At 33.2% G+C, this 23,921-nt stretch carries 24 protein-coding genes; 17 read left to right on the top strand and 7 right to left on the bottom strand.

Annotated features, from left to right (window positions below; all coding sequences use genetic code 11):
* Window positions 1-2: 2 nt before the first annotated feature.
* The 6 genes from FQU21_RS00560 (at window position 3) to FQU21_RS00535 (ending at window position 4,953) form a co-directional block, all read left to right on the top strand.
* The gene (locus tag FQU21_RS00560; protein WP_147676073.1) at window positions 3-1,028 is read left to right on the top strand and encodes a FecCD family ABC transporter permease; all 1,026 of its coding nucleotides are present in this window, start codon (window positions 3-5) and stop codon (window positions 1,026-1,028) included.
* Window positions 1,029-1,112: 84 nt separating this feature from the next.
* Window positions 1,113-1,907: an ABC transporter ATP-binding protein gene (locus FQU21_RS00555; RefSeq protein ID WP_147676072.1), complete on the top strand. Its 795-nt coding sequence runs from the start codon at window positions 1,113-1,115 to the stop codon at window positions 1,905-1,907.
* Window positions 1,908-2,228: 321 nt separating this feature from the next.
* Complete coding sequence (locus FQU21_RS00550) at window positions 2,229-2,471, top strand: hypothetical protein (RefSeq protein WP_147676071.1); 243 nt, start codon at window positions 2,229-2,231, stop codon at window positions 2,469-2,471.
* On the top strand, window positions 2,462-2,620 hold the full coding sequence (locus FQU21_RS00545; protein ID WP_187269291.1) for a type II toxin-antitoxin system RelE/ParE family toxin: 159 nt from the start codon (window positions 2,462-2,464) through the stop codon (window positions 2,618-2,620). The genes FQU21_RS00550 and FQU21_RS00545 overlap by 10 nt, the downstream gene beginning before the upstream one ends.
* 205 nt (window positions 2,621-2,825) lie before the next feature.
* Window positions 2,826-4,217 (top strand): DNA recombination protein RmuC, encoded by a 1,392-nt coding sequence (gene rmuC / locus FQU21_RS00540; RefSeq protein ID WP_147676070.1) that lies wholly within the window; start codon window positions 2,826-2,828, stop codon window positions 4,215-4,217.
* 199 nt (window positions 4,218-4,416) lie between these two features.
* Window positions 4,417-4,953 (top strand): acyl-CoA thioesterase, encoded by a 537-nt coding sequence (locus FQU21_RS00535; RefSeq protein ID WP_147676069.1) that lies wholly within the window; start codon window positions 4,417-4,419, stop codon window positions 4,951-4,953.
* A gap of 109 nt (window positions 4,954-5,062) precedes the next feature.
* Here FQU21_RS00535 and FQU21_RS00530 read toward each other — a convergent pair whose 3' ends face one another.
* Window positions 5,063-5,884, bottom strand: a complete 822-nt coding sequence (locus FQU21_RS00530) for an SHOCT domain-containing protein (RefSeq protein ID WP_147676068.1) — start codon at window positions 5,882-5,884, stop codon at window positions 5,063-5,065.
* Window positions 5,885-6,335: 451 nt separating this feature from the next.
* On the opposite strand from FQU21_RS00530, the gene FQU21_RS00525 reads away from it, so the two are divergent.
* Window positions 6,336-7,523: a BaiN/RdsA family NAD(P)/FAD-dependent oxidoreductase gene (locus FQU21_RS00525; RefSeq protein WP_147676067.1), complete on the top strand. Its 1,188-nt coding sequence runs from the start codon at window positions 6,336-6,338 to the stop codon at window positions 7,521-7,523.
* 19 nt (window positions 7,524-7,542) lie between these two features.
* On the top strand, window positions 7,543-8,166 hold the full coding sequence (locus FQU21_RS00520) for a class I SAM-dependent methyltransferase (RefSeq protein WP_147676066.1): 624 nt from the start codon (window positions 7,543-7,545) through the stop codon (window positions 8,164-8,166).
* A gap of 46 nt (window positions 8,167-8,212) precedes the next feature.
* Here the strand turns inward: FQU21_RS00520 and FQU21_RS00515 are convergent, their stop codons facing one another.
* Window positions 8,213-8,932 carry a T9SS type A sorting domain-containing protein gene (locus FQU21_RS00515; protein WP_147676065.1) on the bottom strand — a complete coding sequence of 240 codons (720 nt, stop codon included), beginning with the start codon at window positions 8,930-8,932 and terminating at the stop codon, window positions 8,213-8,215.
* Window positions 8,933-9,229: 297 nt separating this feature from the next.
* Entirely contained in the window at window positions 9,230-9,640 is a 411-nt protein-coding gene (locus FQU21_RS00510; protein ID WP_147676064.1) for a DUF4293 domain-containing protein, read from the bottom strand.
* Between the two features lie 195 nt (window positions 9,641-9,835).
* Here FQU21_RS00510 and rho point away from each other — a divergent pair, with 195 nt between their 5' ends.
* On the top strand, window positions 9,836-11,518 hold the full coding sequence (gene rho, locus FQU21_RS00505; RefSeq protein WP_147676063.1) for a transcription termination factor Rho: 1,683 nt from the start codon (window positions 9,836-9,838) through the stop codon (window positions 11,516-11,518).
* Between the two features lie 283 nt (window positions 11,519-11,801).
* Here the strand turns inward: rho and FQU21_RS00500 are convergent, their stop codons facing one another.
* Window positions 11,802-12,053: a type B 50S ribosomal protein L31 gene (locus FQU21_RS00500; RefSeq protein WP_147676062.1), complete on the bottom strand. Its 252-nt coding sequence runs from the start codon at window positions 12,051-12,053 to the stop codon at window positions 11,802-11,804.
* 162 nt (window positions 12,054-12,215) lie between these two features.
* On the opposite strand from FQU21_RS00500, the gene FQU21_RS00495 reads away from it, so the two are divergent.
* The 7 genes from FQU21_RS00495 to FQU21_RS00465 all read left to right on the top strand — a co-directional run bounded on the left by FQU21_RS00495 (window position 12,216) and on the right by FQU21_RS00465 (window position 19,090).
* Window positions 12,216-12,749 carry a DUF4199 domain-containing protein gene (locus FQU21_RS00495; protein ID WP_147676061.1) on the top strand — a complete coding sequence of 178 codons (534 nt, stop codon included), beginning with the start codon at window positions 12,216-12,218 and terminating at the stop codon, window positions 12,747-12,749.
* A gap of 39 nt (window positions 12,750-12,788) precedes the next feature.
* Window positions 12,789-13,757, top strand: coding sequence for a glycosyltransferase family 2 protein (locus tag FQU21_RS00490; protein ID WP_147676060.1), 969 nt, complete (start codon window positions 12,789-12,791; stop codon window positions 13,755-13,757).
* 100 nt (window positions 13,758-13,857) lie between these two features.
* Window positions 13,858-15,588: a phospho-sugar mutase gene (locus FQU21_RS00485; RefSeq protein WP_187269290.1), complete on the top strand. Its 1,731-nt coding sequence runs from the start codon at window positions 13,858-13,860 to the stop codon at window positions 15,586-15,588.
* Window positions 15,589-15,622: 34 nt separating this feature from the next.
* Window positions 15,623-17,452, top strand: coding sequence for an ABC transporter ATP-binding protein (locus FQU21_RS00480; RefSeq protein WP_147676059.1), 1,830 nt, complete (start codon window positions 15,623-15,625; stop codon window positions 17,450-17,452).
* A gap of 106 nt (window positions 17,453-17,558) precedes the next feature.
* Window positions 17,559-18,101: an RNA polymerase sigma factor gene (locus tag FQU21_RS00475; protein ID WP_147676058.1), complete on the top strand. Its 543-nt coding sequence runs from the start codon at window positions 17,559-17,561 to the stop codon at window positions 18,099-18,101.
* 33 nt (window positions 18,102-18,134) lie between these two features.
* Window positions 18,135-18,632, top strand: a complete 498-nt coding sequence (locus FQU21_RS00470; protein ID WP_147676057.1) for a hypothetical protein — start codon at window positions 18,135-18,137, stop codon at window positions 18,630-18,632.
* A 5-nt stretch (window positions 18,633-18,637) separates the two neighbouring features.
* Window positions 18,638-19,090, top strand: a complete 453-nt coding sequence (locus FQU21_RS00465; protein ID WP_147676056.1) for a Spy/CpxP family protein refolding chaperone — start codon at window positions 18,638-18,640, stop codon at window positions 19,088-19,090.
* Here the strand turns inward: FQU21_RS00465 and FQU21_RS00460 are convergent.
* A complete protein-coding gene (locus tag FQU21_RS00460) occupies window positions 19,087-19,812 on the bottom strand; it encodes an NUDIX hydrolase (RefSeq protein WP_147676055.1) in 726 nt (241 codons plus the stop codon). The genes FQU21_RS00465 and FQU21_RS00460 overlap by 4 nt on opposite strands.
* A 177-nt stretch (window positions 19,813-19,989) precedes the next feature.
* Between FQU21_RS00460 and FQU21_RS00455 the strand changes: the two genes are divergently transcribed.
* A complete protein-coding gene (locus FQU21_RS00455) occupies window positions 19,990-21,459 on the top strand; it encodes a mannitol dehydrogenase family protein (protein WP_246124697.1) in 1,470 nt (489 codons plus the stop codon).
* 73 nt (window positions 21,460-21,532) lie between these two features.
* Here the strand turns inward: FQU21_RS00455 and FQU21_RS00450 are convergent, their stop codons facing one another.
* Both FQU21_RS00450 and FQU21_RS00445 read right to left on the bottom strand, forming a co-directional pair.
* Window positions 21,533-22,414 carry a carbohydrate kinase family protein gene (locus FQU21_RS00450; RefSeq protein WP_147676053.1) on the bottom strand — a complete coding sequence of 294 codons (882 nt, stop codon included), beginning with the start codon at window positions 22,412-22,414 and terminating at the stop codon, window positions 21,533-21,535.
* Between the two features lies 1 nt (window position 22,415).
* Window positions 22,416-23,912: a mannitol dehydrogenase family protein gene (locus tag FQU21_RS00445; protein ID WP_147676052.1), complete on the bottom strand. Its 1,497-nt coding sequence runs from the start codon at window positions 23,910-23,912 to the stop codon at window positions 22,416-22,418.
* Window positions 23,913-23,921 lie beyond the last annotated feature (9 nt).

Raw genomic sequence — 23,921 nt, 5'->3', positions numbered from 1 at the left:
AAATGAGCAAAACCTACAAATATTCTTTTCTTGCATTAACACTTATTTTAGTGCTCTGCTTTTTTATGAATATTAGTTTAGGCTCCGTTTCCATTCCTTTTAAAGCTGTTTTTAATAGCCTTTTAAATAACGGTGTAGCACAAGAAAGTTGGCAACATATTATTTTAAATTACCGCTTACCCAAAGCTATAACCGCTATAATTGTGGGTTCAGGATTAGGAATTTCCGGATTATTAATGCAAACCTTATTTAGAAATCCATTGGCGGGTCCTTTTGTGCTCGGTATAAGTTCGGGCGCGAGTTTGGGTGTGGCTTTAGTTATTTTAGGTTCGGGTGTATTTGGTGGTGTTTTCGCATCGTTTTTTGTAACAAAATGGAGCATTGTTATTGCTGCCAGTTTAGGTAGTTTTTTAGTGTTACTTTCCGTTTTAATTGTGTCTACACGAGTGCGAGACACGATGGCGATACTTATTATCGGACTTATGTTTGCTAGCATAACCGCCGCTATTGTTAGTGTGCTTTCCTATTTTGGATCGGCACAACAATTACAACAATATGTGTTTTGGGGCTTTGGTAGTTTAGGAAATTTATCTTGGAGCGATTTGGTTATTTTTCTTATCATTTACCTTATCGGACTTCTTGCGAGTGTGTTTTCCATAAAAGCATTAAACACCTTGCTTTTAGGTGAAAATTACGCCAAAAGTTTAGGGTTAAATATTAAAAGAAGCCGATTAATTATCATTATTGCAACCAGTTTACTAGCTGGAACCATCACGGCTTTTACTGGCCCTATCGCTTTTATTGGTTTAGCCATTCCGCATTTAACACGTCAAATTTTTAACAGCTCCAATCATAAAATATTACTGCCTGCCGTATTTTTACTTGGCGGTATTGTTATGCTTATTTGCGACAGTATTTCGCAATTACCCAATAGCGATTACACCTTACCAATCAATGCCATTACTGCTTTAATTGGTGCGCCCGTAGTGATTTGGTTATTGGTTAGAAAACGAGGTATGGTGTTTTAATGGAAAAAAAAAGACGGGTGACAGAAGATAGAGGATAGAGGATAGAGGATAGAGGATAGAGGATAGAGGAATTTATAAAACAGAATGAAAAAAGAAACCACAAATATCATTTTAAAAACCGAAGATTTATCTATTGGTTATGCTTCTAAAAAAACCGAAACCGTTGTAGCTTCAAACATAAATATTGAATTAAAAAAAGGAGAATTAATAGGTCTTGTTGGTGCCAATGGTATTGGGAAATCGACACTTCTCAGAACTTTAACCAACGTGCAAAAACCGCTATCTGGTGCTGTTTTTATTAATAAAAAATCTATTCAAGATTATAATCCTTTAGACTTAGCGAAAGTATTGAGTTTGGTTTTAACCGAAAAAATAGCCTCGAAAAATTTATCTGTTTTTGAATTAATTGCACTTGGCAGACAACCTTACACCAATTGGGTTGGTAATTTATCGGAACTGGATACCTCCATAATTAACAAAGCCATTCTTCAAACTAATATTAAAGATTTACAACACAAAAAATGTTTCGAATTGAGCGATGGCCAGTTACAAAAAGTGATGATTGCGCGTGCCTTAGCTCAAGATACCGACTTAATTATTCTTGATGAACCCACCTCGCATCTCGATATGTATCACAAAGCTTATATTCTAAAATTACTCCAGAAATTATCCAAAGACACAGGCAAAACCATTCTGTTTTCGTCTCACGAAATAGATTTAGCCATTCAATTATGTGACACTATGATTGTTATGAATGCCGGAACCGTAGTTTCCAATCAACCCTGCAAACTTATACAACAAGGTGTTTTTGAATCGCTTTTCCCGAAAGATTTAATTAATTTTGATAAAGATACTGGGAGTTTTCGGGTGAAGAAGTAAACGGCAGATTTCTTTTCCGAAAAGGAAGATTCAAACCTAAACTCTTATGCAAAAATGGTTTTAAATCTTCATTTAAAATATTATCTTTAAGTATTTCAACTTACTGAAAACAAGCCAAAACAAATCGGGTGTATAAAAATACCGGCTAAATTTCGGACTTAATCAATAAGTTTTTGCTTGCTGGTTGTATCTGATTTTATTAGGAAAACTGGGAAGGTAAAACCGTAACTATTCTTTTCTTCAAACTATAACCCCGTCCTGCATTCAACAAAATAAAGTATTAAATTGATATTTTCGTATCTTTAATAAAAAGCTAATAAAATGGATTTACAAACAAGAAAATTGGAATTTATTCAAGAGTTCTTGAAAATTCAAAGTGAAGATGTTATTTCGCGACTTGAAAAAATCCTAAAAAAAGAAAATAAAAACTCCGATAATGGAGATTTAAAACCTATGACAATTGAGGAATTTAATTCTCGGATTGATACATCTATGGAAGATTCAGAAAATGGTCGCCTAACAGAATCTAGCGAATTGAAAGCCAATATTGACAAATGGAATTAAAATTATTTTGGACAGATTTTTCACAAAAAGAGCTCGAAAAGATTTATAAATACTATCGAGAAAAAGCAGGTACTAAAATTGCAAAAAAACTCGTTAACGGAATTTATAACGAAACTTTAAAACTAGTAAATTACTATAAACGGAATTAACCAATTGGTATTCTAATTTTAATTTGTAAAATCTGTGATTACAAACCCCACTCCCCCAATTAAAAATTATTTTTATTTCCTTAATTTGAATTAAATGATTGTATTTTTGATAACGCATAAATGATAGTATCATCGTTTTTAAAATTAAGAACTTCTATTAAAAAATAGAAGAACAAGATGATTCTATCCCAAGATTTTTTTCAAAATGAACGACAACATCATCCTCATACTCGCCATCTTAATTTCTGCTATAATAGGTGGATATTTAGGCATGCTTTTCACCAAACTTAAAAGTAAAAGCGAAAAAAGTACACTCGAAGCGAGCCATACTAATTTACAGCAACAATTCGACGATTTTAAACAATACACTCAAAGCGAAAAACTAAAACAAGACCAAGTTAGCACGGCTCAAATTTCCGAATTAAAAGAAACCATTTCTAAAATTGAAAACGAGCGTGAAAATATTCGTCGTGAAAAAGATTTTTTAAATGCTGAATTAGCACGAAGAAATACAGAATTCGAAAACCTACAAACTCTAAACCAAAAACGAGATGCCGAACTAGAAGCACGCCAAGAGCAATTGCGTAAAGATTTTGAAATATTAGCCACCAAAATACTAGATGAAAAATCGGAGAAATTCACCCTTCAAAATAAAGAAAACATTAGTAATATTTTAAATCCGCTACAAGAGAAAATTAAAGTTTTTGAACAAAAAGTCGATTTAACCCAAAAGGAAAGTATTAGTATGCATTCCGCTTTAAAAGAGCAATTGTTAGGTTTAAAAGATTTAAACCAACAAATGACAAAAGAAACCACCAACCTAACGCGCGCTTTAAAAGGCGACAGTAAAATGCAAGGTAATTGGGGCGAGTTGGTATTGGAGCGTGTTTTGGAAAAATCGGGATTAGAGAAAGATCGCGAATATTTTGTGCAGCAAAGTTTTACTTTGGAAGATGGTTCTCGCGTTTTACCCGATGTGGTTTTAAATCTACCCGACGGTAAAAAAATGATTATCGACAGTAAAGTATCTTTAACCGATTACGAGCGTTTTGTAAATGCAGAACTGGAAGAGCAACCACAATTTTTAAAAGCACATATTAATTCCATTAAACGCCATATCGATCAACTTTCAGCTAAAAATTATCAGGATTTATATGATATAGAATCTCCCGATTTTGTATTACTTTTTATCCCTATAGAACCTGCTTTTGCGGTGGTTGTAAATGAAGATAACTCTATTTACAACAAAGCTTTCGAGAAAAATATTGTTATTGTCACGCCTTCTACCCTATTGGCAACGCTTCGTACTATTGATAGCATGTGGAATAACGAAAAACAACAACAAAACGCCATTGAAATTGCCCGACAAGCCGGTGCGCTTTATGATAAATTTGAAGGCTTAGTGAAAGATTTAACCAACGTTGGAAAAAAAATAGATGCGGCTAAAACCGATTATTCTGCTGCCATGAATAAATTAGTCGACGGCCGAGGTAATATAATTACTAGCGTGGAAAAACTTAAAAAAATGGGTGCAAAAGCTAAAAAAGCCTTACCCGAAGCTATCATTAAACGCGCTCAGGAAGATGAATTAAATTAATTCATTGCTGTTATAATTCGCCTTTTAGCATTATTGTATTCCTAAAGCAAAAAAATAATCATTGCGAAAATCATTTTTTGAAAGTCGATTTGCTTAGAACTTCTTAAAAATTAAATACCTTTATAAATTAGATTTCATATATTTTTAATTTTAGAATATATTTCAAAACTAATAGCTATAATTTAAGGCCATCTAATTTATGTTTAAACATCCAAAAGAATCGCAAATTACCATTACCCAACTTATGTTACCGTCGAACTCCAATTTTAGTGGAAAAATTCACGGAGGGTATATTCTTAATTTAATGGATCAAATTGCATTTGCTTGTGCATCAAAACATTCCCGTCATTATTGCGTTACGGCTTCTGTTAATAAAGTAGATTTTTTAAATCCTATCGATGTTGGAGAATTGCTCACCTTAAAAGCTTCAATAAATTATACAGGGAGAACCTCTATGGTTGTTGGGGTTCGTGTAGAATCGGAAAACATTCAAACAGGCGAAAAAAAGCACTGTAACTCGAGTTATTTCACTATGGTTGCTAAAGATGAAAATGGTAAAAACGTGACCGTTCCAGGTATTATTTTAGATACCGAACAAAGCGTACGTCGTTTTGCGAGAAGTATTCGAAGACAAGAGCAATCTCGTACTAGAAGTAATACTTTTAAACCTTCGGAATTTAAAATTGAAGATCATTTAGAATTTGTAAAAACACAAAATGCTCAGGTAGATTTGTAAATCTAAACAGATACACAATTTTTTCAAAAACATATAAAATTAAAAAGTTCCATTCACAGAATATAAATAGATTCAGTGAATGGAACTTTAAAATAAAAAGCGGTTACTATTACAATCTGCTTAATAATTCGGCTTTTTTATTTTCAAACTCTTCTACCGAAAGGATCTCTTTATTTTTTAAAGCTGCTAACTTTTCTATTTTCATAAAAATATCTTCTTCCAAAGCATTATTATTGGAATTAATATTAGCGCTATTGGTACTTACAGGAGCCTGTTCTGTAATCATTGGCTCTGGCTGATTTTGTTGTACATTATTATTATTTATCGGCTCCGGTTGCTGCTGTGGCATTGGTTTGTTCTCGCCTCCTGAAACAATAGGCAATGTATTTAAATCTACCGTACCATATTGACTAGTAAATGTAACAGAGTAATTTCCGCCTTGTTGCTGACCAATACCCCCTATTTGATTATCTAAAGTATCAAACACGGTTACTTTTCCGTTTTGTTGAATCGCTAAACGCCCTATATTCGAAAAAATAGCATAACTTGTTCCGTTTTGGCTCCCTGTAGAATTAGGAAACCCTAAATCGCCCCACCAATTAGCAGATCCCGACTGAAATCCATTTTGATTTTGTATTTTCGGTAATGGTTTATATTGAATTCCGCCTTGATTTATCAAATTTGATAGTTCAATACAAAGTCCATCTACAGTAGATTTAAGTTGATTGTTAAACATATCGCCTACCATGGTCATACCGCCTTGCATCCATTGGCCACCACCACCCAATTCTGGAATATTAAATTGCGCCATGGTTCCATTACTTTGCATAAGCGCTTGGGTTAAATCTGTAACCGCATTAACACTTATTCCATATCGGTTTGCTACATTTGTCATATTCTGAAAACTAGCATCTGTGAATATTGTATTCATTATTTTCTTTTCTTTTTTTAGTTAAAAATGTTAACTTAACAATTTTCTGCAAAGGTAGTCTATCAATATATCAATAACCTTCTTTTATACAGAAGTTTAGCTTTTATTTTTAATTCTTAACAAGAATATATTCTTCCGTTAGGAATTAATAAATATTTATAACGAAACTTGACGCGACGAAGAATATTTTAAGTTTTACAAAAAAGCAGTAAATTCGTTTAATACCCAATAAAAAACACAGCCATGCTTTACGTAAAATTCAATATAAAGGATACTTTTCAAATTTAAAAACACTCAAGATTACATCAGCATATAGTTAATATTAAACCATTTAACTATCATTTTTAAAAAAACCTCATGAGTTTGATTAGGATAATCTAGCAAAAAAAAGGAACAGAAAATAGCCATCATTAACATCTAAAAAAAATCTAATAATCCCTATTTTTATTTCATGAAAAAACAAATTGCTATTATAGGTGCTGGACCTTCAACTTTTTTACTAGCTGCTTTTCTTGATACCGAAAAATTTGATATCACTATTTATGAAAGAAACAAAACCGCAGGGCGAAAATTCTTGGTTGCGGGTAAAGGAGGCTTCAACTTAACACATTCCGAACCCATTAACCCATTCATTAAACGCTACACCCCACATGATGTTTTAGAACAAGCCCTACTTAATTTCACCAATTCCGATTTTAGAGATTGGCTTGATAAAATAGGCATTCCAACATATATAGGAAGTAGTAAAAGAGTATATCCAAAAGCAGGTATTAAACCTATTGAAGTACTTACGGCAATTCTTAATTTTCTGAATGAAAAAGACGTTGTATTTAAATATGAACACCTTTTTTCTGGATGGGATTCTAACAAAAATCCTATAATTAATAATAAAACCATACAAACCGATTATATCGTTTTTTCTTTAGGCGGAAGTAGCTGGAAAATTACAGGATCTAAAGGAGATTGGCTTAATACCTTTACGGAAAAAAGCATTAAAACAAAACCTTTTCAAGCCTCCAACTGCGGCTATCAAATAGGTTGGAAACCTTCGTTTCTTAAACAACACGAAGGCACACCATTAAAAAACATTGCGATTTCTTGTAATAATAGCACCCAAAAAGGAGAAGTCGTTATTACAAAATTTGGACTAGAAGGAAATGCTATTTACGCGCTAAGTCCACAAATTAGAGCACAGCTAGCTAAAAATTCAAAAACGGCTATTTTTATCGATTTTAAACCTTCTTTAAATTTAGAAAAGCTAAATTCTAAAATAAAAGAATCAAAATATAGAAACATTTCTGAAATCTTAAAAAAAGAACTCAAGTTAAGTGGGGCTCAAATCGATTTATTAAAAACCTATTTATCTAAAGAAGAGTACTTAAATGTAGACTTATTAATAAAAAACATCAAAAAATTCCCGCTAGTCATACAAAACACAGCACCAATTGACCGAGCCATTTCTACCGTTGGCGGTATCGACTTGAACGCTGTTACCAAGAATTTTGAATTAAAAAATATGCCCAATTCATTTTGTATTGGGGAAATGCTTGATTGGGATGCTCCAACAGGTGGCTATCTATTACAAGCTTGTGCTAGCATGGGCGTGTTTTTAGCCAAGCATTTAAACAAAATAAATTAATCTTATAATAATAAATAAAATGAAAGATATGTGGGATGAACGCTATGCTTCTGAAGATTACGCCTACGGCATTGAACCGAATACTTTTTTTAAGAATACCATTAACGCATACAACCTTAAAGGAAAAATTTTACTGCCAGCGGAAGGCGAAGGAAGAAACGCCGTTTACGCAGCAAAAAAAGGACTAGAGGTAACCGCTTTTGATATTAGTATTGAAGGTAAAAACAAAGCTCTAAAATTATGCCAACAAGAACATGTAACCATTAACTACGCCGTTGGTAACTTTTTTGATCTCGACATCATAAACACAACATACAACTGTGCTGCTCTAATTTTTGCTCATTTCCCACCAACATTATTATCTAAATATCATAAAAAAATTAGTGAATTAATCGTACCAAACGGGATGATTATACTGGAAGGTTTTAGTAAAAACAATTTAAAACTTAGAGAAAAAAACCCAAACATAGGTGGACCAAAAAATGAAGACTTCCTATTTACAAAAGAAACGATTGAAAAAGATTTCCCCGATTTTGAAATTATTTTACTCGAAGAACAACAAGTTGAGTTAGCCGAAGGTCTTTTTCACAAAGGCACCGCCTCTGTAATTAGATTTATTGGTAGAAAAAACAAAACCACCTAAAAAAACAATATTAGGTGGTTTCTATAAAATTAAGTTAACTATTAATTTAGTTCTTCACAAACTTTTTAGTTGTTGTAGACGCTCCATCTTGCACTAACAATACATATACACCATCTGATACAGCACTTAAATCTATGGATGATACAGCTTTATTAGACTTATAAATTTGAGCCCCAGAAAGACTGTAAACCGACATACCTGTAACTTCGCTATCATTTACATTATTAACGGTAACCATTCCGTTTTTACTCACAACAGAAAATTCTGGTGTACCCTCTACATTACCAAGCCCAAGCGTACCTTCAGGTCCAACCTCAATAGTAAAATCTTTTAACTCAGTTAACGTACCTGAACCAATTAGTGCAGGATCAACACGACTCAAAGTAAATTCGTAATCCCCTTCTGCTTCACTAAAAACAAGATCATTAAAGCCTAATAAACCAGAAAGCGGATTAACATTTAGTATCGCGTCCAAAATATTTTGAAGTACTGAAAGTGTTAAAACAGTTTGTTGTGAATAATCATTTTTATTTACTCCCGCAGGCGCACTGGTACATTCTATCTTTACGAGTAAATTAACATCTAATATCCCAAGGTTAAGAAGGTTTAAAATATCCCCATCATCAAATCTTACGGTATCATTTATTTCTATAGATGTGGTTCCCCCATCACTTGGTTTTACGGTGTGGGTTTCTGTCATTTGCGCAAAACTTGTTGCTGTAATCCCCATGGCTAAAAATAAGCCTAAAAGTAGTTTTTTTCTCATAGTATCTTTTATTATTGGTTAATAACTTGTTTCAAAAATAGTGAAGCATATTTAAAAAAAAGAATAAAAAGGCTACAAATTAAAAAAATTTAACACTTTAGCGAAATAAAAAACCTTTTAACTCTAAATAAATTAAAAAATAACGAAAAAAACAACCTTACAACAATTTCTTACAAAAACAAATATTTATCGAAAAAAAATAAGGATTATAATTTACAACTCTAAACTGTTAAACTAAAAAACTCCGAAGTTTTCACTTCGGAGTTTTAACGCACTAATACTACTAAGATGTTAGGTCTATCGTAATCGATCAACAGATTTTACGAGCTCTTCATCCTTCTTGATGGCCTTATTGGCTAATGCCAATAACACGATAGAAACAAGAGGGAGCAGCATGCCAATACCTTTCTCTGAAACCGCCGTCTCTCCAGATAAATTTAGTGATTGATACACAAAAAATCCTAATAAAATAAAGTTTAATATGATGTTTAGTCGCCCCAAAACAAATTGAAGCTTCCTGTTTTTAAACATAAAAATAGAAATTATAGACAATATCGCCGAACCCAAAAAAAGGCCAAAATACAGCATATAATCTTTAGCAAAAACAAGTTCACCAACGCTTGTAGTCCATAAGTTGAACACAAAAATTAATCCAGCCGATACTACTGCTGCCACTAATAAATAAACGGTTTGTATACGTTGTAACATATTTTTTTACTAATTACTTGGCAAAAATAATGGTTTTCTTTAAAAAAATACACTAAAAAATTAAAATAAAGTTGTATAATTGCAGTATTAATTCCCAACAACCGCAATAACAGGTTGTTAATTCTTCAGAATAAAAATTCATTTTTTCAAAAAAACATAATTTTATATTCAATATATAACATTCAAAATACATCGATGTTTGAAATTTCACAATTAAAAGAAAAAAAGCTCACTGACTTACAGGAGATTGCAAAAAAACTGAGCGTTCCAAAGTATCGTTCTTTAAAAAAATTAGATTTAGTTTATCAAATATTAGACACGCAAGCATCAGACCCGAAAGCTGTAGATGCTGTTGTTACCACAAATAAACCAGAAGAAAAACCGGTTTCTGATAAACCAAAACAAAGAAAACCTAGGCAACGAGTACAAAAACCAACACCAAAAAAAACAAGCACTGCAGATTTAGATACTAAAACCTCTAAAACAGCGCCCAAATCAAAACCAGCAGAACCTGTAGTTGAAAAAGACATTGAACAAAAACCCGAAAAGGTAGAGGTTAAAACCGATAACAAACCTAAACCAAGAACCCGCCCGCAACCAAAGGATCGAAAAAACGATAATCAGCCAAACCCAAGACCAAAACAACAACCAAAACGCGAGCAAAACAATCAACAAAATAAAAACCAAAAAAACGGCAATACCCACGCTGGAAATAATGGTAATAAAGACACCCGTAATCGCTATCGCGATCCAGATTTTGAGTTCGATGCTATTATTGAAAGCGAAGGGGTTTTAGATATTATGCAAGATGGGTATGGCTTTTTACGCTCGTCAGACTATAACTACTTATCCTCTCCAGATGATATCTATGTATCGCAATCTCAAATTCGCTTATTCGGTTTAAAAGTTGGAGACACTGTGTTAGGTCAGGTACGTCCTCCAAAAGAAGGCGAAAAATACTTTCCCCTAATTAAGATTACAAGAATTAACGGCCAAAATCCCAACGTAGTAAGAGACCGCGTAGCTTTCGAACATTTAACCCCTTTATTCCCTCAAGAAAAATTCAATTTAGCTGGTCGTCAAAGTACGATATCCACTAGAATTATGGATTTGTTCGCGCCTATAGGTAAAGGACAACGTGGTATGATTGTATCGCAACCAAAAACGGGTAAAACCATGTTACTTAAGGATGTTGCCAATGCCATTGCAGCAAACCACCCAGAGGTTTATCAAATGATCTTATTAATTGATGAACGTCCGGAAGAGGTAACCGATATGCAACGAAATGTACGTGGAGAAGTTATTGCTTCTACCTTTGACAAAGAAGCTCACGAACACGTAAAAATTGCCAATATTGTTTTAGAAAAAGCAAAACGCCTAGTAGAATGCGGTCACGATGTTGTAATTCTTTTAGATTCTATTACCCGACTGGCACGTGCCTACAACTCTGTACAACCCGCCTCTGGCAAAATATTAAGTGGAGGTGTAGATGCCAATGCACTACACAAACCTAAACGCTTCTTTGGTGCGGCTCGAAACATTGAAAACGGAGGATCACTTACTATTATTGCCACAGCACTTACCGAAACAGGCTCTAAAATGGACGAAGTTATTTTTGAAGAATTTAAAGGAACCGGTAATATGGAACTGCAATTAGATAGAAAAATTTCTAATCGTAGAATTTTCCCTGCAATCGATCTAACCTCTTCAAGCACACGTCGCGATGATATTTTACTCGATGAGAACACCGTACAACGTATGTGGGTGATGCGTAAATATCTAGCAGACATGAATCCTGTGGAAGCTATGGAATTTATTAACGAACGTTTCAAACAAACTAGAAACAACGAAGAGTTCCTAATCTCAATGAACGGATAAGAATTCCAATATAAACACGAAAGCCTTAATGTAAAAGTTAAGGCTTTTTTTTGCACTAAACTTACAGCAATATCATAAACAGAAAAACAGCAAAAATTTAAAACAAAAGAAATTCAAGAAGCTCTTGTAAATACTTTTATTACCAGCACTAAAACACAAACCGTTTCAAGTAGTTATAACAAACTAAAAGGGAGTTACTATAATTATAGTCACCAAAATATAAATATGCAAAAAAGCCTTGCATATTAAATATGAAGGCTCTCTTTATAAATGTAAACTAAATTTATTTTTTAAATTTAGCGTATTTGTTTTTGAATTTATCAATACGACCAGCTGTATCTACTAATTTAGATTTACCAGTGTAAAAAGGATGAGATGTTCTAGAAATTTCCATTTTTATTAATGGATATTCAACACCGTCAACCTCAAGAGTTTCATTTGTATTTGCTGTAGATTTAGTAATAAACACATCTTCATTAGACATATCTTTAAACGCTACTAATCTATAATTTTCTGGGTGTATACCTTTTCTCATCGCTAAATGCTTTTATTCTTTTCAATTTTAGAAGTGCAAATTTAAGTAAAATTTATAAATTAACAACACTTTTTTTTAATATATTTTTATCCCCGCAAATGTAACGTTTTATTACCTTTGAACACTAATAGTGTACTTAAAACTATTTAATGAAAACATAATATGGAAAAAACAATAAAATCTATAGCTACAAATTACGGTCTTTATTTAGGCCTTGGTCTTTCGCTTTTTACACTTATAGCCTATGCAATAAACCTAAACTTATTGGTAAACTACTGGATTATGTTATTAGTTTTACCTTTAACAGTGATAGGCTACGGTGTTTTTGCCACAGCTAAAATAAAAAGTGCTTTTAATGGTTTTCTTTCCTTTAAAGAGACTTTCTCTTCTTATTTTATAACAGTAGCCATAGGCGTGATAATAAGCACTGTTTTTACCGTATTCTTATTTAATTTTATTGATACCGATGCTGCTATTGAAATAAAAAACATCCTGATAAGCAATACCGAATCGTTTATGAAAAACATGAACGCCCCAGTAGAAGCCATAGCTCAATCGGTTGATGAAATTGAAAAACAAGACACCTTTGCCGTTGGTACCCAAATTAAGTCTTTAGCGCAAAGTTTAATATTCTTTGCTATTATAGGATTAATTGTTGCCGCTGCTTTGAAAAAAAACAACCCGAACAAGGAATAATTTCTGTATTTTTGAACTTTATTATTTGAAAATATATACATGAATATATCAGTAGTTATACCACTACTTAATGAAGAAGAATCCATAACCGAATTACACGATTGGATTGTACGCATTATGCAATCTCACAGTTTTTCGTACGAAATTATTTTTATAGATGATGGTAGTACCGATGGATCATGGAACATAATTTCTAACCTTTCAGCTAAAAACCAAAACGTAAAAGGCATTCGGTTTTTACGAAACTTTGGAAAATCACAAGCCTTACATGCCGGCTTTGATAAAGCCACAGGAAACGTTGTTATTACCATGGATGCTGATTTACAAGATAGTCCAGATGAAATACCCGAACTGTATAATATGATTATAGCCAATGGTTTCGATTTAGTTTCTGGCTGGAAAAAAAAACGCTACGACTCTGTAATTGCCAAAAATCTGCCTTCAAAATTATTTAATTGGGCGGCTAGAAAAACATCGGGTGTTAAACTAAACGATTTTAACTGTGGACTAAAAGCCTACAAAAAAGACGTTATAAAAAACATTAATGTTAATGGCGAAATGCACCGCTATATCCCTGTGCTTTCTAAAAATGCTGGCTTTTCTAAAATTGGTGAAAAAATTGTTCAGCATCAAGCTAGAAAATACGGCGAAACTAAATTTGGCATAGACCGCTTTATCCATGGTTTTCTAGATTTAATTACTATTTGGTTTCTATCACGCTTTGGAAAACGCCCCATGCACCTCTTCGGGGCATTAGGCTTTATTATGTTTGCCATTGGCTTCGCTTTTGCACTCTACCTTGGTATCGATAAATTATTTTTAGATCGAGCCGGACGTTTAATTACTCAACGTCCGCAATTTTACATTGCTCTTACAACCATGATCATTGGTACACAATTTTTTGTTGCAGGCTTTTTAGGTGAAATTATTTTACGAAACAGACCTAATAAAAAACGATATTTAATTAAAGATGAATTAAATTTAAGCCCAACTATTAAGAAAAAGTAAAAAAACACCTCAATAACATCAAAATCGCCTGTTTATAAAAAATAATCTTTAACAATTCCTTACTTTTGTCCTCATTTGTTACAAACCTAATTATACCAACATGATACACATTGAACCTAAAATTTTAGACAGAATAAACGCTTGGTTAACTCCAACTTTCGATCAGGAAACGCAAAAAACTATAAAAGATAGTATTGCAAATACACCAAAAGACATACAAGAAAGTTTTTATAAAGATTTAGAATTCGGAACAGGTGGAATGCGCGGCATAATGGGCGTTGGAACAAACCGCATTAACAAATACACCTTAGGAAAAAGCACTCAAGGTTTAAGCAATTATTTACATAAACAATTTCCAAACGAAACACCAAAAGCCGTAATAGCTTACGACTGCAGACATAACAGTAAATCGCTGGCAAAAGTAGTTGCCGATGTATTTTCGGCAAATGGGATTGAAGTTTACTTATTTGAAGATTTGCGCCCAACACCAGAATTATCTTTTGCCGTGAAACATTTAAACTGCCATTGCGGAATTGTTTTAACAGCATCACACAATCCTCCAGAATATAATGGATATAAAGTATACTGGCAAGACGGGGGACAATTAGTACCACCACATGATAGCGGGGTTATCAAACTAATTAACGATTTGGATTATGCCGATATTAAATTTGAAGCCAACAACGATTTAATAAAATATATAGGAAAAGATGTAGATGATGTATTTATCGATGCTTCTGTTAAAAACGGATCTGTTGGAGCAACACAAGCTGCTAAAGATGATTTAACTATTGTGTTTACATCTTTACACGGCACTTCCATTACCGCAGTTCCTGAAACTTTAAAACGTGCCGGATTTAAAAATGTGCATATTGTAAAAGAACAAGAGGCTCCAGATGGCGGTTTTCCAACAGTAAAATCGCCTAACCCGGAAGAACCTGCTGCTCTAAAAATGGCTTTAGAATTAGCCGATAAAGTAAATGCTGACATCGTTATTGGTACCGATCCAGATTGTGATCGTTTAGGTGTTGCTGTACGTAATGCCGATGGTGAATTACAATTATTAAACGGAAACCAAACCATGTTAATGATGACCGATTTCTTATTAAAACAATGGAAAGCGGATGGAAAAATAAAAGGGAAAGAATTTATTGCCTCAACAATAGTTTCTACCCCAATGCTAAGCAAACTAGCCACCGCTTATAGCGTAGAAAGTAAAATTGTTTTAACCGGCTTTAAATGGATTGCTAAATTAATTCACGATTTTCCAGAATTAGATTTTATTGGTGGTGGAGAAGAAAGTTTTGGTTTTATGGTTGGCGATTTTGTTCGCGATAAAGATGCCGTAACCTCTACCCTATTAGCTTGCGAAATTGCTGCAATTTCTAAATCTAACGGAAGCTCATTCTTTAAAGAATTACTTCAATTATATACAGAACACGGTTTTTACAAAGAAAAATTAATCTCTTTAACTAAAAAAGGAATTGAAGGTGCTGAAGAAATCAAACAAATGATGATTGATGCGCGCCAAAAACCATACACCAACATCAACGGCTCTAAAGTTGTTAAAATTGAAGATTACGAAGCTTCTACCTCTAAAAACACCTCTACAGGTGAAGAAACAACTATTGATGTTCCTAAATCTAACGTATTAATTTATTATACTGAAGATGGTAGCCAAGTAGCATTACGCCCAAGTGGAACAGAACCTAAAATAAAATTCTACGTGAGCGTAAACACCGAATTAGCAGCTGTTGAAAACTTCAAAACAACCGAAGCTTCTCTTGATACTAAAGCGGAAGATATTTTAAAAAGCATGAACCTTATTTAAAGGTTTATCAAAACAAATAATTAGCATCATTTAGATGAATCATTTTTACAACATACTTCGGTATGCCAAACCTTATAAAAATTTCGCCATAGGACACATTATTTCTAATGTGTTTTATGCGTTATTTGGGGCCCTATCTTTTATCGCATTAATCCCAATGCTCGATATTTTGTTCGAAAAAAAAGACAAAGCAGAAGCCATTATAAAACCGGTTTATAAAGGGGTATCCAGCCTTAAAGATTTCTATAAAGATTATTTAGCATATCAAGTCAGTTTACACACCGATAACGATCCGCAAAAAGCACTTCTTATAGTGGTAAGCTTAATTATCGTATTGTTTCTACTAAAAAACATTTTTGGCTATTTGGCCAATTATTTTATGGTGTTTTTACGTAACGGTGTTGTTAGAGATATTCGAAATACAGTCTATAAAAAAACAGTAGAATTACCGCTTTCTTATTTCTCTGAACAAAAAAAAGGAGATATCATGACACGAGTTACGGCGGATGTTTCAACCTTGCAATATTCTATGCTTCCAGCATTAGAACTTATTGTTCGCGAACCACTTACTATTATTTTCACTATAGTCATGATGCTTTTAATAAGTGTAAAATTAACCGTTTTTGTCTTCATTTTCATTCCGCTTTCGGGTTTAGTTATTTCAAGAATTGGTAAAAGTTTAAAACGAAAATCCGATAGGGTTCAAAAAGAACAAGGCATTACGCTTTCAACTTTAGAAGAAACATTAACCGGTTTACGTATTATTAAAGGTTTTAATGCTGAAGCTAAGTTTTATGAAAAATTCACAGATTCTACGAGCAAATTCTACCATTTTTCAAACAAATTACTAAACCGTCAAAATTTAGCATCGCCAGCCAGTGAGTTTTTAGGCATCTTAGTTATTTCTATTTTACTATGGTATGGTGGACAATTAGTTTTGGTAGACAAAACCCTTGACGGGAGTTCTTTTATTGCATATATGGGATTGGCTTATAATATTCTAGTGCCTGCGAAAGCGATTTCTAGAGGACTTTACAATATCAAACAAGGTGATGCCGCTGCAGAACGTATTCAAGAAATTGTAGATGCACCAAACCCTTTAAAAGACAAAGAAGGAGCCATTAATAAAACCAGTTTCGATACTAATATAGAATTCAAAAACATATCTTTTAAATATCAAGACGATTATGTTTTAAAGAATTTTTCTCTTAATATCCCTAAAGGAAAAACCGTGGCCTTAGTTGGGCAATCGGGAAGTGGAAAATCAACCATAGCTAACCTCATCACCCGCTTTTACGACGTAAATAAAGGTGAAATTTTAATAGATGGCATCAATATCCGCGATTTAACAACCAGCTCACTAAGAAGCCAATTAGGTATTGTAACCCAAGACGCTATATTATTTAATGACACTATTGCGAATAATCTAAAACTAGGGAAACAAGACGCCACAGATAGCGACATTATTGAAGCCTTAAAAATTGCCAATGCTTGGGAGTTCGTATCAGAATTACCAGAAGGAATCCTCACCAATATAGGCGATGCAGGAAACAAACTTTCTGGTGGACAAAAGCAACGTTTAAGTATTGCTCGTGCCGTACTTAAAAGTCCACCAATAATGATTTTGGACGAAGCCACCTCTGCTCTCGATACCGAAAGCGAACGTTTGGTACAAGTTGCTCTAGAAAACATGATGAAAAACAGAACCTCTATTGTTATTGCACACAGACTGTCAACCATTCAAAATGCCGATCAAATAGTGGTTTTAAACAAAGGCGAAATTGTAGAACAAGGCAAACATCAAGAACTTATCACTCAAAAAGGTGTTTATAAAAAACTGGTAGATATGCAAAGTTTCGAATAACAACCCCTTACAAATACCTATCTATTTTTTTAAAATTTGATTTTTTTTTATTAAACAGATTAAACCTTCTTCCTATTTATAAGTCTAACAAATAAATACTTTTTTTGTGACCGACGAAGTAACGCTCATAAAACAGCTACAATCTAAACCTCAAAAAGAACAAGCCTTTAGAACGTTAATCTCGTTATACAAAGAGCGTTTATATTGGCATATTAGAAATATTGTAAAATCGCACGACGATACCGATGATGTTTTACAAAATACCTTTATAAAAATTTTCAAAAATATTGATAATTTTAAAGGCGACAGTAAACTATTTTCGTGGATGTATCGTATAGCTACTAACGAATCGATTACATTTATCAATAAAAATGCTAAACGGTTACAAACAAGTAATGAAGAAGTACAGCAACTAGCGATTAATAATTTAACCTCCGATGTATATTTTGAAGGTGATGCCATCCAGTTAAAATTACAACAAGCCATTGCTACTTTGCCAGAAAAACAACAATTGGTTTTTAATATGAAGTATTTTGAAGACATAAAATACAAAGACATGTCGGAGATTTTAGAAACAAGTGAAGGCGCCTTAAAAGCATCCTACCATTTGGCCGTAAAAAAAATTGAAGCTTTTTTGACAAAAGATTAAACCTTTTGAAAAAAAACAAGTCTTAATAATAAGATGAAAACAAATAAAATACATAACGTAACTCACTCAGGATTAAAAGCTCCAAAAGATTATTTCGATAATCTTGAAGATCGTTTTATGACCGAAATAAAGCTTAATGAAGCCGCAAAAAATTCTGGCTTTAAAGCCCCCGAAGGTTATTTTGAAACTTTAGAGGACTGCATTTTAAACCAAGTATCAGAAAAAGAAACGACCAAAGTAATTCCTTTATTTAGTAAAAAGAATTTACTTTATATCTCTAGTATTGCCGCAGCTGTATTATTACTTTTTAACCTTTCGATTACTAAAACAGAAACAAGCTGGGACAACTTAGATGCCGATACCGTTGAAAACTATATCTTAGAGGAAAACGTAGGAACTTATGATATAGCCTCCTTATTATTAGACAATGAAATTACAGAAGATGCCTTTGCGTTTTTAGAGGTTACTGATGAAGCTATGGAGGGTTATTTCTTAGAACATACTTCCGCAGAAGATTTAATTACAAAATAAACAGCATGAAAACACACATAATCTCCCTTCTCATATTTTTATTTAGCATAACATTATTTGCACAACGCCATAACCATGACCGAGAGCGTATACAAGCATTAAAAGTGTCTTTTATAACAGAAAAACTCGATCTAACAACTAAAGAAGCACAAGCCTTTTGGCCTATTTATAATGCCTATGATGAAAACTCTAGAAAGTATAAATATGAAGATATGCGTAATATTCGCAAAGAAATAAAAGATAATATTGCTACACTAAGCGATACTAAAGCAGAAGAATTACTAAACAAATTTGTTACCGCAGAAAACAACTTACACAAAGAACGTGTTAACTTAATTACAAATTTGAAGAAAATTATGTCGCCTAAAAAAATTATCTTGCTCAAAGCAACTGAAGATGATTTTAACAGAAAACTGTTCGACCAATACAAAAAACGTAAAAAAGAGCAAAAAGATTAAACATTCACAATAAAATCTTTTTTCGAGACCTTATCATAAACATCACGGCTAAAAACATACAATTTGGATGGTTTTTTAGCCGTTCCTTTTTTAGTCTCATTTAAAGGAACTATATATATTTTTTTAAGTACTTTTTTCCTGAAATTTCGGTTATCCAATTCAATTTCTAAAACCGATTCAAAAGCAAATTGCAATTCATTTAGAGTAAATTTATCGGGCATTAAATCGAAAATAATAGGCTCTACCATAATTTTTTGTTGCAAATCCTCATGAGCATCCTTAATAATTTCACTATGATCGAAACCTAATTCTGGCAAAGCCCGTACTGGAAACCATTTAAATTCATCCTCATTCGCCTGTATACATTTCATAGGTTGTGCAAAATAATAAGCAATAGTCATAGATTGCGTTTTTACACCATGACTACGTACCCAAAGCAAATCTTTATCCGTTTTTAATCGGGTTGGATTTCCATACGTTTTAAATTGCGTTCTATTAAATTCTTTAAACCCAGTAATTCCTTCAAAAATAAGATTGGCAGAATCCTCCAAGGTTTTACTTATAAAAACGCGGCCACCGGTAATCATCCAATCATCAATTATCGGATAATTTTCATCAAACATATTAAGTGAGCGCTTTCGCAACAAAACATTTAAACCATCAGCATTCAGTCCAAAAATTACACAATCTACAGATACATTATCTCGCTTCCTAAAATCCATTTATTATCTTCAAAAATTCTTCTTAAAAAAAAATAGACTTAACTATTTTCTTAGTCTCTAATATACAATGAAACCAGAAATTTTCAATGCAAATCAATATTTTTTTATGTAAATTTAAAAAGAATTATAAACGTTACACAAGACAAAAATAAAATGCCAAATTCTTTATATTTAAACATGGAAAATATACATGCGCTAAAAAAAAATGCAGCAACTCCATTGTTTAATCGAGACCAAATTACCACTAGCATTGCACATATTGGCGTAAGCAATTTTCACCGCTCCCACCAAGCGAATTTTATGCACGATTTAATTGAAAAACATCATGAATTTAATTACGGTATTTGCGGTATAGATTTACTGGACTCCGACCGTAAAACCTATAATGTTTTAAAAGATCAAGATGGGCTTTATACTTTAATAACCAAAGATGCAGCTGGGGTCCATAAACCCAAAATAATAGGCTCGATTGTAGAATATTTTTTTGGCCCAGAAAATCCTATGGCCGTTATTGAGCGACTGGCAACTCCAGATATTAAAATTATATCGTTAACAATCGCCGAAGACGGTTATCATTTAAATGAAATAACCGGCGAATTTAACCTACAACACCCTGCGGTTGCTCAAGATATTGTGTATCCATTTAATCCTAAAACGGTATTTGGTTATTTAACACACGCTTTTAAATTACGGAAACTTCGTGGTTTATCCGGCTGTACTATTTTATCCTGCGACAATATTAAAAATAATGGTGACACTATAAAAGAATCCTTTTTTAACTATGTAAATAAACACGAACCCGATTTATTGCCTTGGCTAGAAAGTCACACCACTTTCCCTAACACAATGGTGGATAAAATTACCCCGGTAACACAGCATAAAGATATTGACTTTTTAAAACAAAACTTTTACATAGAAGACCAATGGCCTGTGGTTTGCGAGTCGTTTTCAGAATGGGTTATTGAAGATAATTTTTATGAAGAACGGCCAAACTGGGAACAAGTTGGTGTGCAGTTTGTAAAAAATATTGCGCCTTACCAAAACATGAAATTGCAACTCTTAAATGCTGGACATAGTATTTTAGGAATTTTAGGTAAATTACACGGCTACAAAACGGTACAAGAAGTTGCTAACGACAGCGATTTTATGTTGTTTTTAGAAAATTTCATGGATAACGAAGTTGCTCCCACTTTAATTGAAGCAAAAAAAATAAGCATTAACGAATACAAAACAACCTTAATATCTCGTTTTAAAAACCCGAATATAAACGATAGTCTTTCTAGGATTTGCAGCGAAAGTTCTGCTAAAATTCCGATTTTTATTTTATCCACTTTAAACAGTCAATTGCAGCAAGAAAACAAACAAATAAACCATATCGCGTTTATTATTGCGGCTTGGTGTAAATATAACGACGGTATTGACGATCAAGGAAACCCTTATAATATTGAAGATTCTATAAGTAATACTTTAATTAGAATGGCTACCCGATCTCACCAAAACCCAATAAAATTTCTAGAAATTGAATCTGTTTTTAAAAACTTAGCTTCCAATGTGTTTTTTACTGAAAAATATTCGAACTATTTAAATTATTTGAGAACGCACACCGCCAAAGAAAGTATTATAAACTTCAATGCTAATTTAATTTAGTACTGTAAAACAAGAAAAGCTTTATGACCAAATTCATAAAGCTTTTCAAACACTATTAACAAAAAACAAATTCTTAGCTATTAATCATTCGTTCAATCTCTGTTTTTTTAATTTCTGGATTTGCTCCTGCTTTACTGGCCACAATAGCACCAACAGCACAAGCAAAGTTTAAAGCGTCTTGAGGTCCTTGCTTTTTTAATAATTGTGTAATAATGGATGCTAAAAAGGAATCTCCAGCACCAACGGTATCGGCAACTTTTACTTTATACCCACTATTAGTATAAAAGGTATTATTCACATATAAAATAGCCCCTTTTCCTCCTTTAGTAACACAAATGGTTTCAGCTTGAGTTTCTGTGGCTATAAACTGTACAATAGCCTCTAACGATTCTGAAGTAAAACCAAATGCTTTGGCGATCTCTATAATTTCCTCGTCGTTAAACTTTACAAAATTGGCCTGACTCATTAAGTGCTTAAGGACCTCATTATTGTAATAAGGCGGCCTTAAATTCACATCAAAAATTTTATACTTTGCTAATTTTAAAAGTTCATAAAGCGTTTCTCTAGAGACTTTATCCCGCGCCACTAAGCTTCCAAACACAAAGGCATCCGAATTTTGCAGTATAGCTTTTGCTGTATCGCTAAGGGCGATTTTATCCCAAGCTCTAGGAAACATAATATCATAAGAAGCCGTACCTTCTTCATCTAAAATAACTTTTACTTTCCCTGTTTTAAGTATGGTATCTACTTGAACGCCGTCTGTATTTACACCTCGCTCTTTAAAAAATTCGAGGATATCCTCTCCCTTTTCATCTTCGCCAATACGGCTAACCATAGATACATTATTTCCAAAAGATTGCAGTCGGGCCGCTACATTTAAAGGGGCTCCGCCAATTTTTTTATGGGTTGGAAACACATCCCACAATACTTCTCCAAAACAGGTAATATTTGTCATTTTATATAAAATTTACACGATTCGTATTTATTTCCAAAATACATTTTTCAATACCGTTTTTCACGATATCTTTATATGCACACGTAAATGCCTCTGTAAAAAGTTTAGAATCTTTTAATTTTCCGAAGATAGATTCTATATCTAAAAATGCCGTTGGATTATCTTTAGAAGCTATAGCCTTTTCTTTTAAAATAGGCTTCATGGCGTCTTTAATATTTAAAGCTTTTCCATTTTTATCTTCACCTAAACTATAAATAGCCCATGCTGCTGTTACAAATGCTGCATGCTCAATATGATTATTTGATTTTAACTGCGCATTTACGGTTGGAAGAATAAATATCGGAAATTTAGCCGAACTTTCAGAACAAATTCGATCTATTTGATCTTTAATATAAACATTTCCAAAACGTTGAAGTAATGACACCTCATAACTTTCAAGGTTTACACCTTTTAAATCATTTAAAACAGGCGTTACTTCCGTCCCCATATATGCTCTTAAAAAGGCATTGATACTTGGGTTGTTTGCCGCTTCATCTATAGTATCATAACCTATTAAGGCCCCTAAAATGCCTAAAACAGAATGCCCCGCGTTTAACAACTGGAGTTTCATTTTTTCGTAAGGCTCCACATTTTCTACAAACTGGGCACCTACTTGTTCCCAAGCGGGTCTACCTGCTTTAAAATCATCTTCAATAACCCATTGTTTAAAAGGCTCACATACTACTGGCCAAGCATCATCAATTCCCGATGTTTCTTTTAAATTCGAAATATCTACAGGACTTGTTGCCGGTGTAATTCTATCCACCATAGCATTTGGAAACGATACATGCTCATCTATCCAAGACACTAATTCTGGTTCGGCCACCTTTACATAACTTAAAAGCATTTTTTCAGTCATGTGTCCGTTGCCTTGAATATTATCACAAGATTGGATGGTAACACCTTGCAATCCATTTTCTTTTCGAAGTTTTAAGGCTTGAGTTAAATACCCAAAAATTGTTTTTGGTGCTTCTGGGTTATCTAGATCATGTTGAATTAACGGATTTTCAAAATTGAATTCTCCTGTAGCTTCATCATAATTATACCCACCCTCAGTAATGGTTAAACTAATAATTTTAACACTAGAACTTGCCATTTTTTCCACCACCTTCAATGGGTTTTCTGGCGCATACAGCACCTCAACAATAGAGCCGACAACACGTTTGGTTAAAGATCCATCTAACTCTTTTACAACCAAGGTATATAAACCGTCTTGCGCTTTTAGAGTTTGATAAATTTTAGTATCAAAATCCAGCAATGCCACACCGCAAATACCCCAATCTGTAATAGATTCATCATGTAATAATTGATCGGTATAAAACGCTTCATGCGATCTATGAAACCCACCAATTCCAACATGTACAATACCTGTTTTTATATTATCCCGGTTATATTTTGGGATAGCAACCTCAGCCTCAATCTTTGATAAGTTGAGATTATTTAATTTATAACTTGTCATTTTTTCTAA

The organism is Algibacter pacificus (genome assembly GCF_008033385.1).
GTDB lineage: Bacteria > Bacteroidota > Bacteroidia > Flavobacteriales > Flavobacteriaceae > Algibacter > Algibacter pacificus.
The sequence above is the reverse complement of the archived record's forward strand: the minus strand, read 5'-3'. Positions and strand labels throughout refer to the sequence as shown.

Bases quoted from the DNA above. Each gene is read 5' to 3' on its own strand.
- FQU21_RS00495 (WP_147676061.1), top strand. From the start codon at position 12,216: ATGGAAAAAACAATAAAATCTATAGCTACAAATTACGGTCTTTATTTA.
- rho (WP_147676063.1), top strand. From the start codon at position 9,836: ATGTTTGAAATTTCACAATTAAAAGAAAAAAAGCTCACTGACTTACAG.
- FQU21_RS00535 (WP_147676069.1), top strand. From the start codon at position 4,417: ATGTTTAAACATCCAAAAGAATCGCAAATTACCATTACCCAACTTATG.
- rmuC (WP_147676070.1), top strand. From the start codon at position 2,826: ATGAACGACAACATCATCCTCATACTCGCCATCTTAATTTCTGCTATA.
- FQU21_RS00470 (WP_147676057.1), top strand. From the start codon at position 18,135: ATGAAAACAAATAAAATACATAACGTAACTCACTCAGGATTAAAAGCT.
- FQU21_RS00560 (WP_147676073.1), top strand. From the start codon at position 3: ATGAGCAAAACCTACAAATATTCTTTTCTTGCATTAACACTTATTTTA.
- FQU21_RS00510 (WP_147676064.1), bottom strand. From the start codon at position 9,640: ATGTTACAACGTATACAAACCGTTTATTTATTAGTGGCAGCAGTAGTA.
- FQU21_RS00485 (WP_187269290.1), top strand. From the start codon at position 13,858: ATGATACACATTGAACCTAAAATTTTAGACAGAATAAACGCTTGGTTA.
- FQU21_RS00445 (WP_147676052.1), bottom strand. From the start codon at position 23,912: ATGACAAGTTATAAATTAAATAATCTCAACTTATCAAAGATTGAGGCT.
- FQU21_RS00525 (WP_147676067.1), top strand. From the start codon at position 6,336: ATGAAAAAACAAATTGCTATTATAGGTGCTGGACCTTCAACTTTTTTA.
- FQU21_RS00555 (WP_147676072.1), top strand. From the start codon at position 1,113: ATGAAAAAAGAAACCACAAATATCATTTTAAAAACCGAAGATTTATCT.
- FQU21_RS00545 (WP_187269291.1), top strand. From the start codon at position 2,462: ATGGAATTAAAATTATTTTGGACAGATTTTTCACAAAAAGAGCTCGAA.
- FQU21_RS00520 (WP_147676066.1), top strand. From the start codon at position 7,543: ATGAAAGATATGTGGGATGAACGCTATGCTTCTGAAGATTACGCCTAC.
- FQU21_RS00515 (WP_147676065.1), bottom strand. From the start codon at position 8,932: ATGAGAAAAAAACTACTTTTAGGCTTATTTTTAGCCATGGGGATTACA.
- FQU21_RS00490 (WP_147676060.1), top strand. From the start codon at position 12,789: ATGAATATATCAGTAGTTATACCACTACTTAATGAAGAAGAATCCATA.
- FQU21_RS00465 (WP_147676056.1), top strand. From the start codon at position 18,638: ATGAAAACACACATAATCTCCCTTCTCATATTTTTATTTAGCATAACA.
- FQU21_RS00550 (WP_147676071.1), top strand. From the start codon at position 2,229: ATGGATTTACAAACAAGAAAATTGGAATTTATTCAAGAGTTCTTGAAA.
- FQU21_RS00480 (WP_147676059.1), top strand. From the start codon at position 15,623: ATGAATCATTTTTACAACATACTTCGGTATGCCAAACCTTATAAAAAT.
- FQU21_RS00530 (WP_147676068.1), bottom strand. From the start codon at position 5,884: ATGAATACAATATTCACAGATGCTAGTTTTCAGAATATGACAAATGTA.
- FQU21_RS00455 (WP_246124697.1), top strand. From the start codon at position 19,990: ATGGAAAATATACATGCGCTAAAAAAAAATGCAGCAACTCCATTGTTT.
- FQU21_RS00500 (WP_147676062.1), bottom strand. From the start codon at position 12,053: ATGAGAAAAGGTATACACCCAGAAAATTATAGATTAGTAGCGTTTAAA.
- FQU21_RS00450 (WP_147676053.1), bottom strand. From the start codon at position 22,414: ATGACAAATATTACCTGTTTTGGAGAAGTATTGTGGGATGTGTTTCCA.
- FQU21_RS00460 (WP_147676055.1), bottom strand. From the start codon at position 19,812: ATGGATTTTAGGAAGCGAGATAATGTATCTGTAGATTGTGTAATTTTT.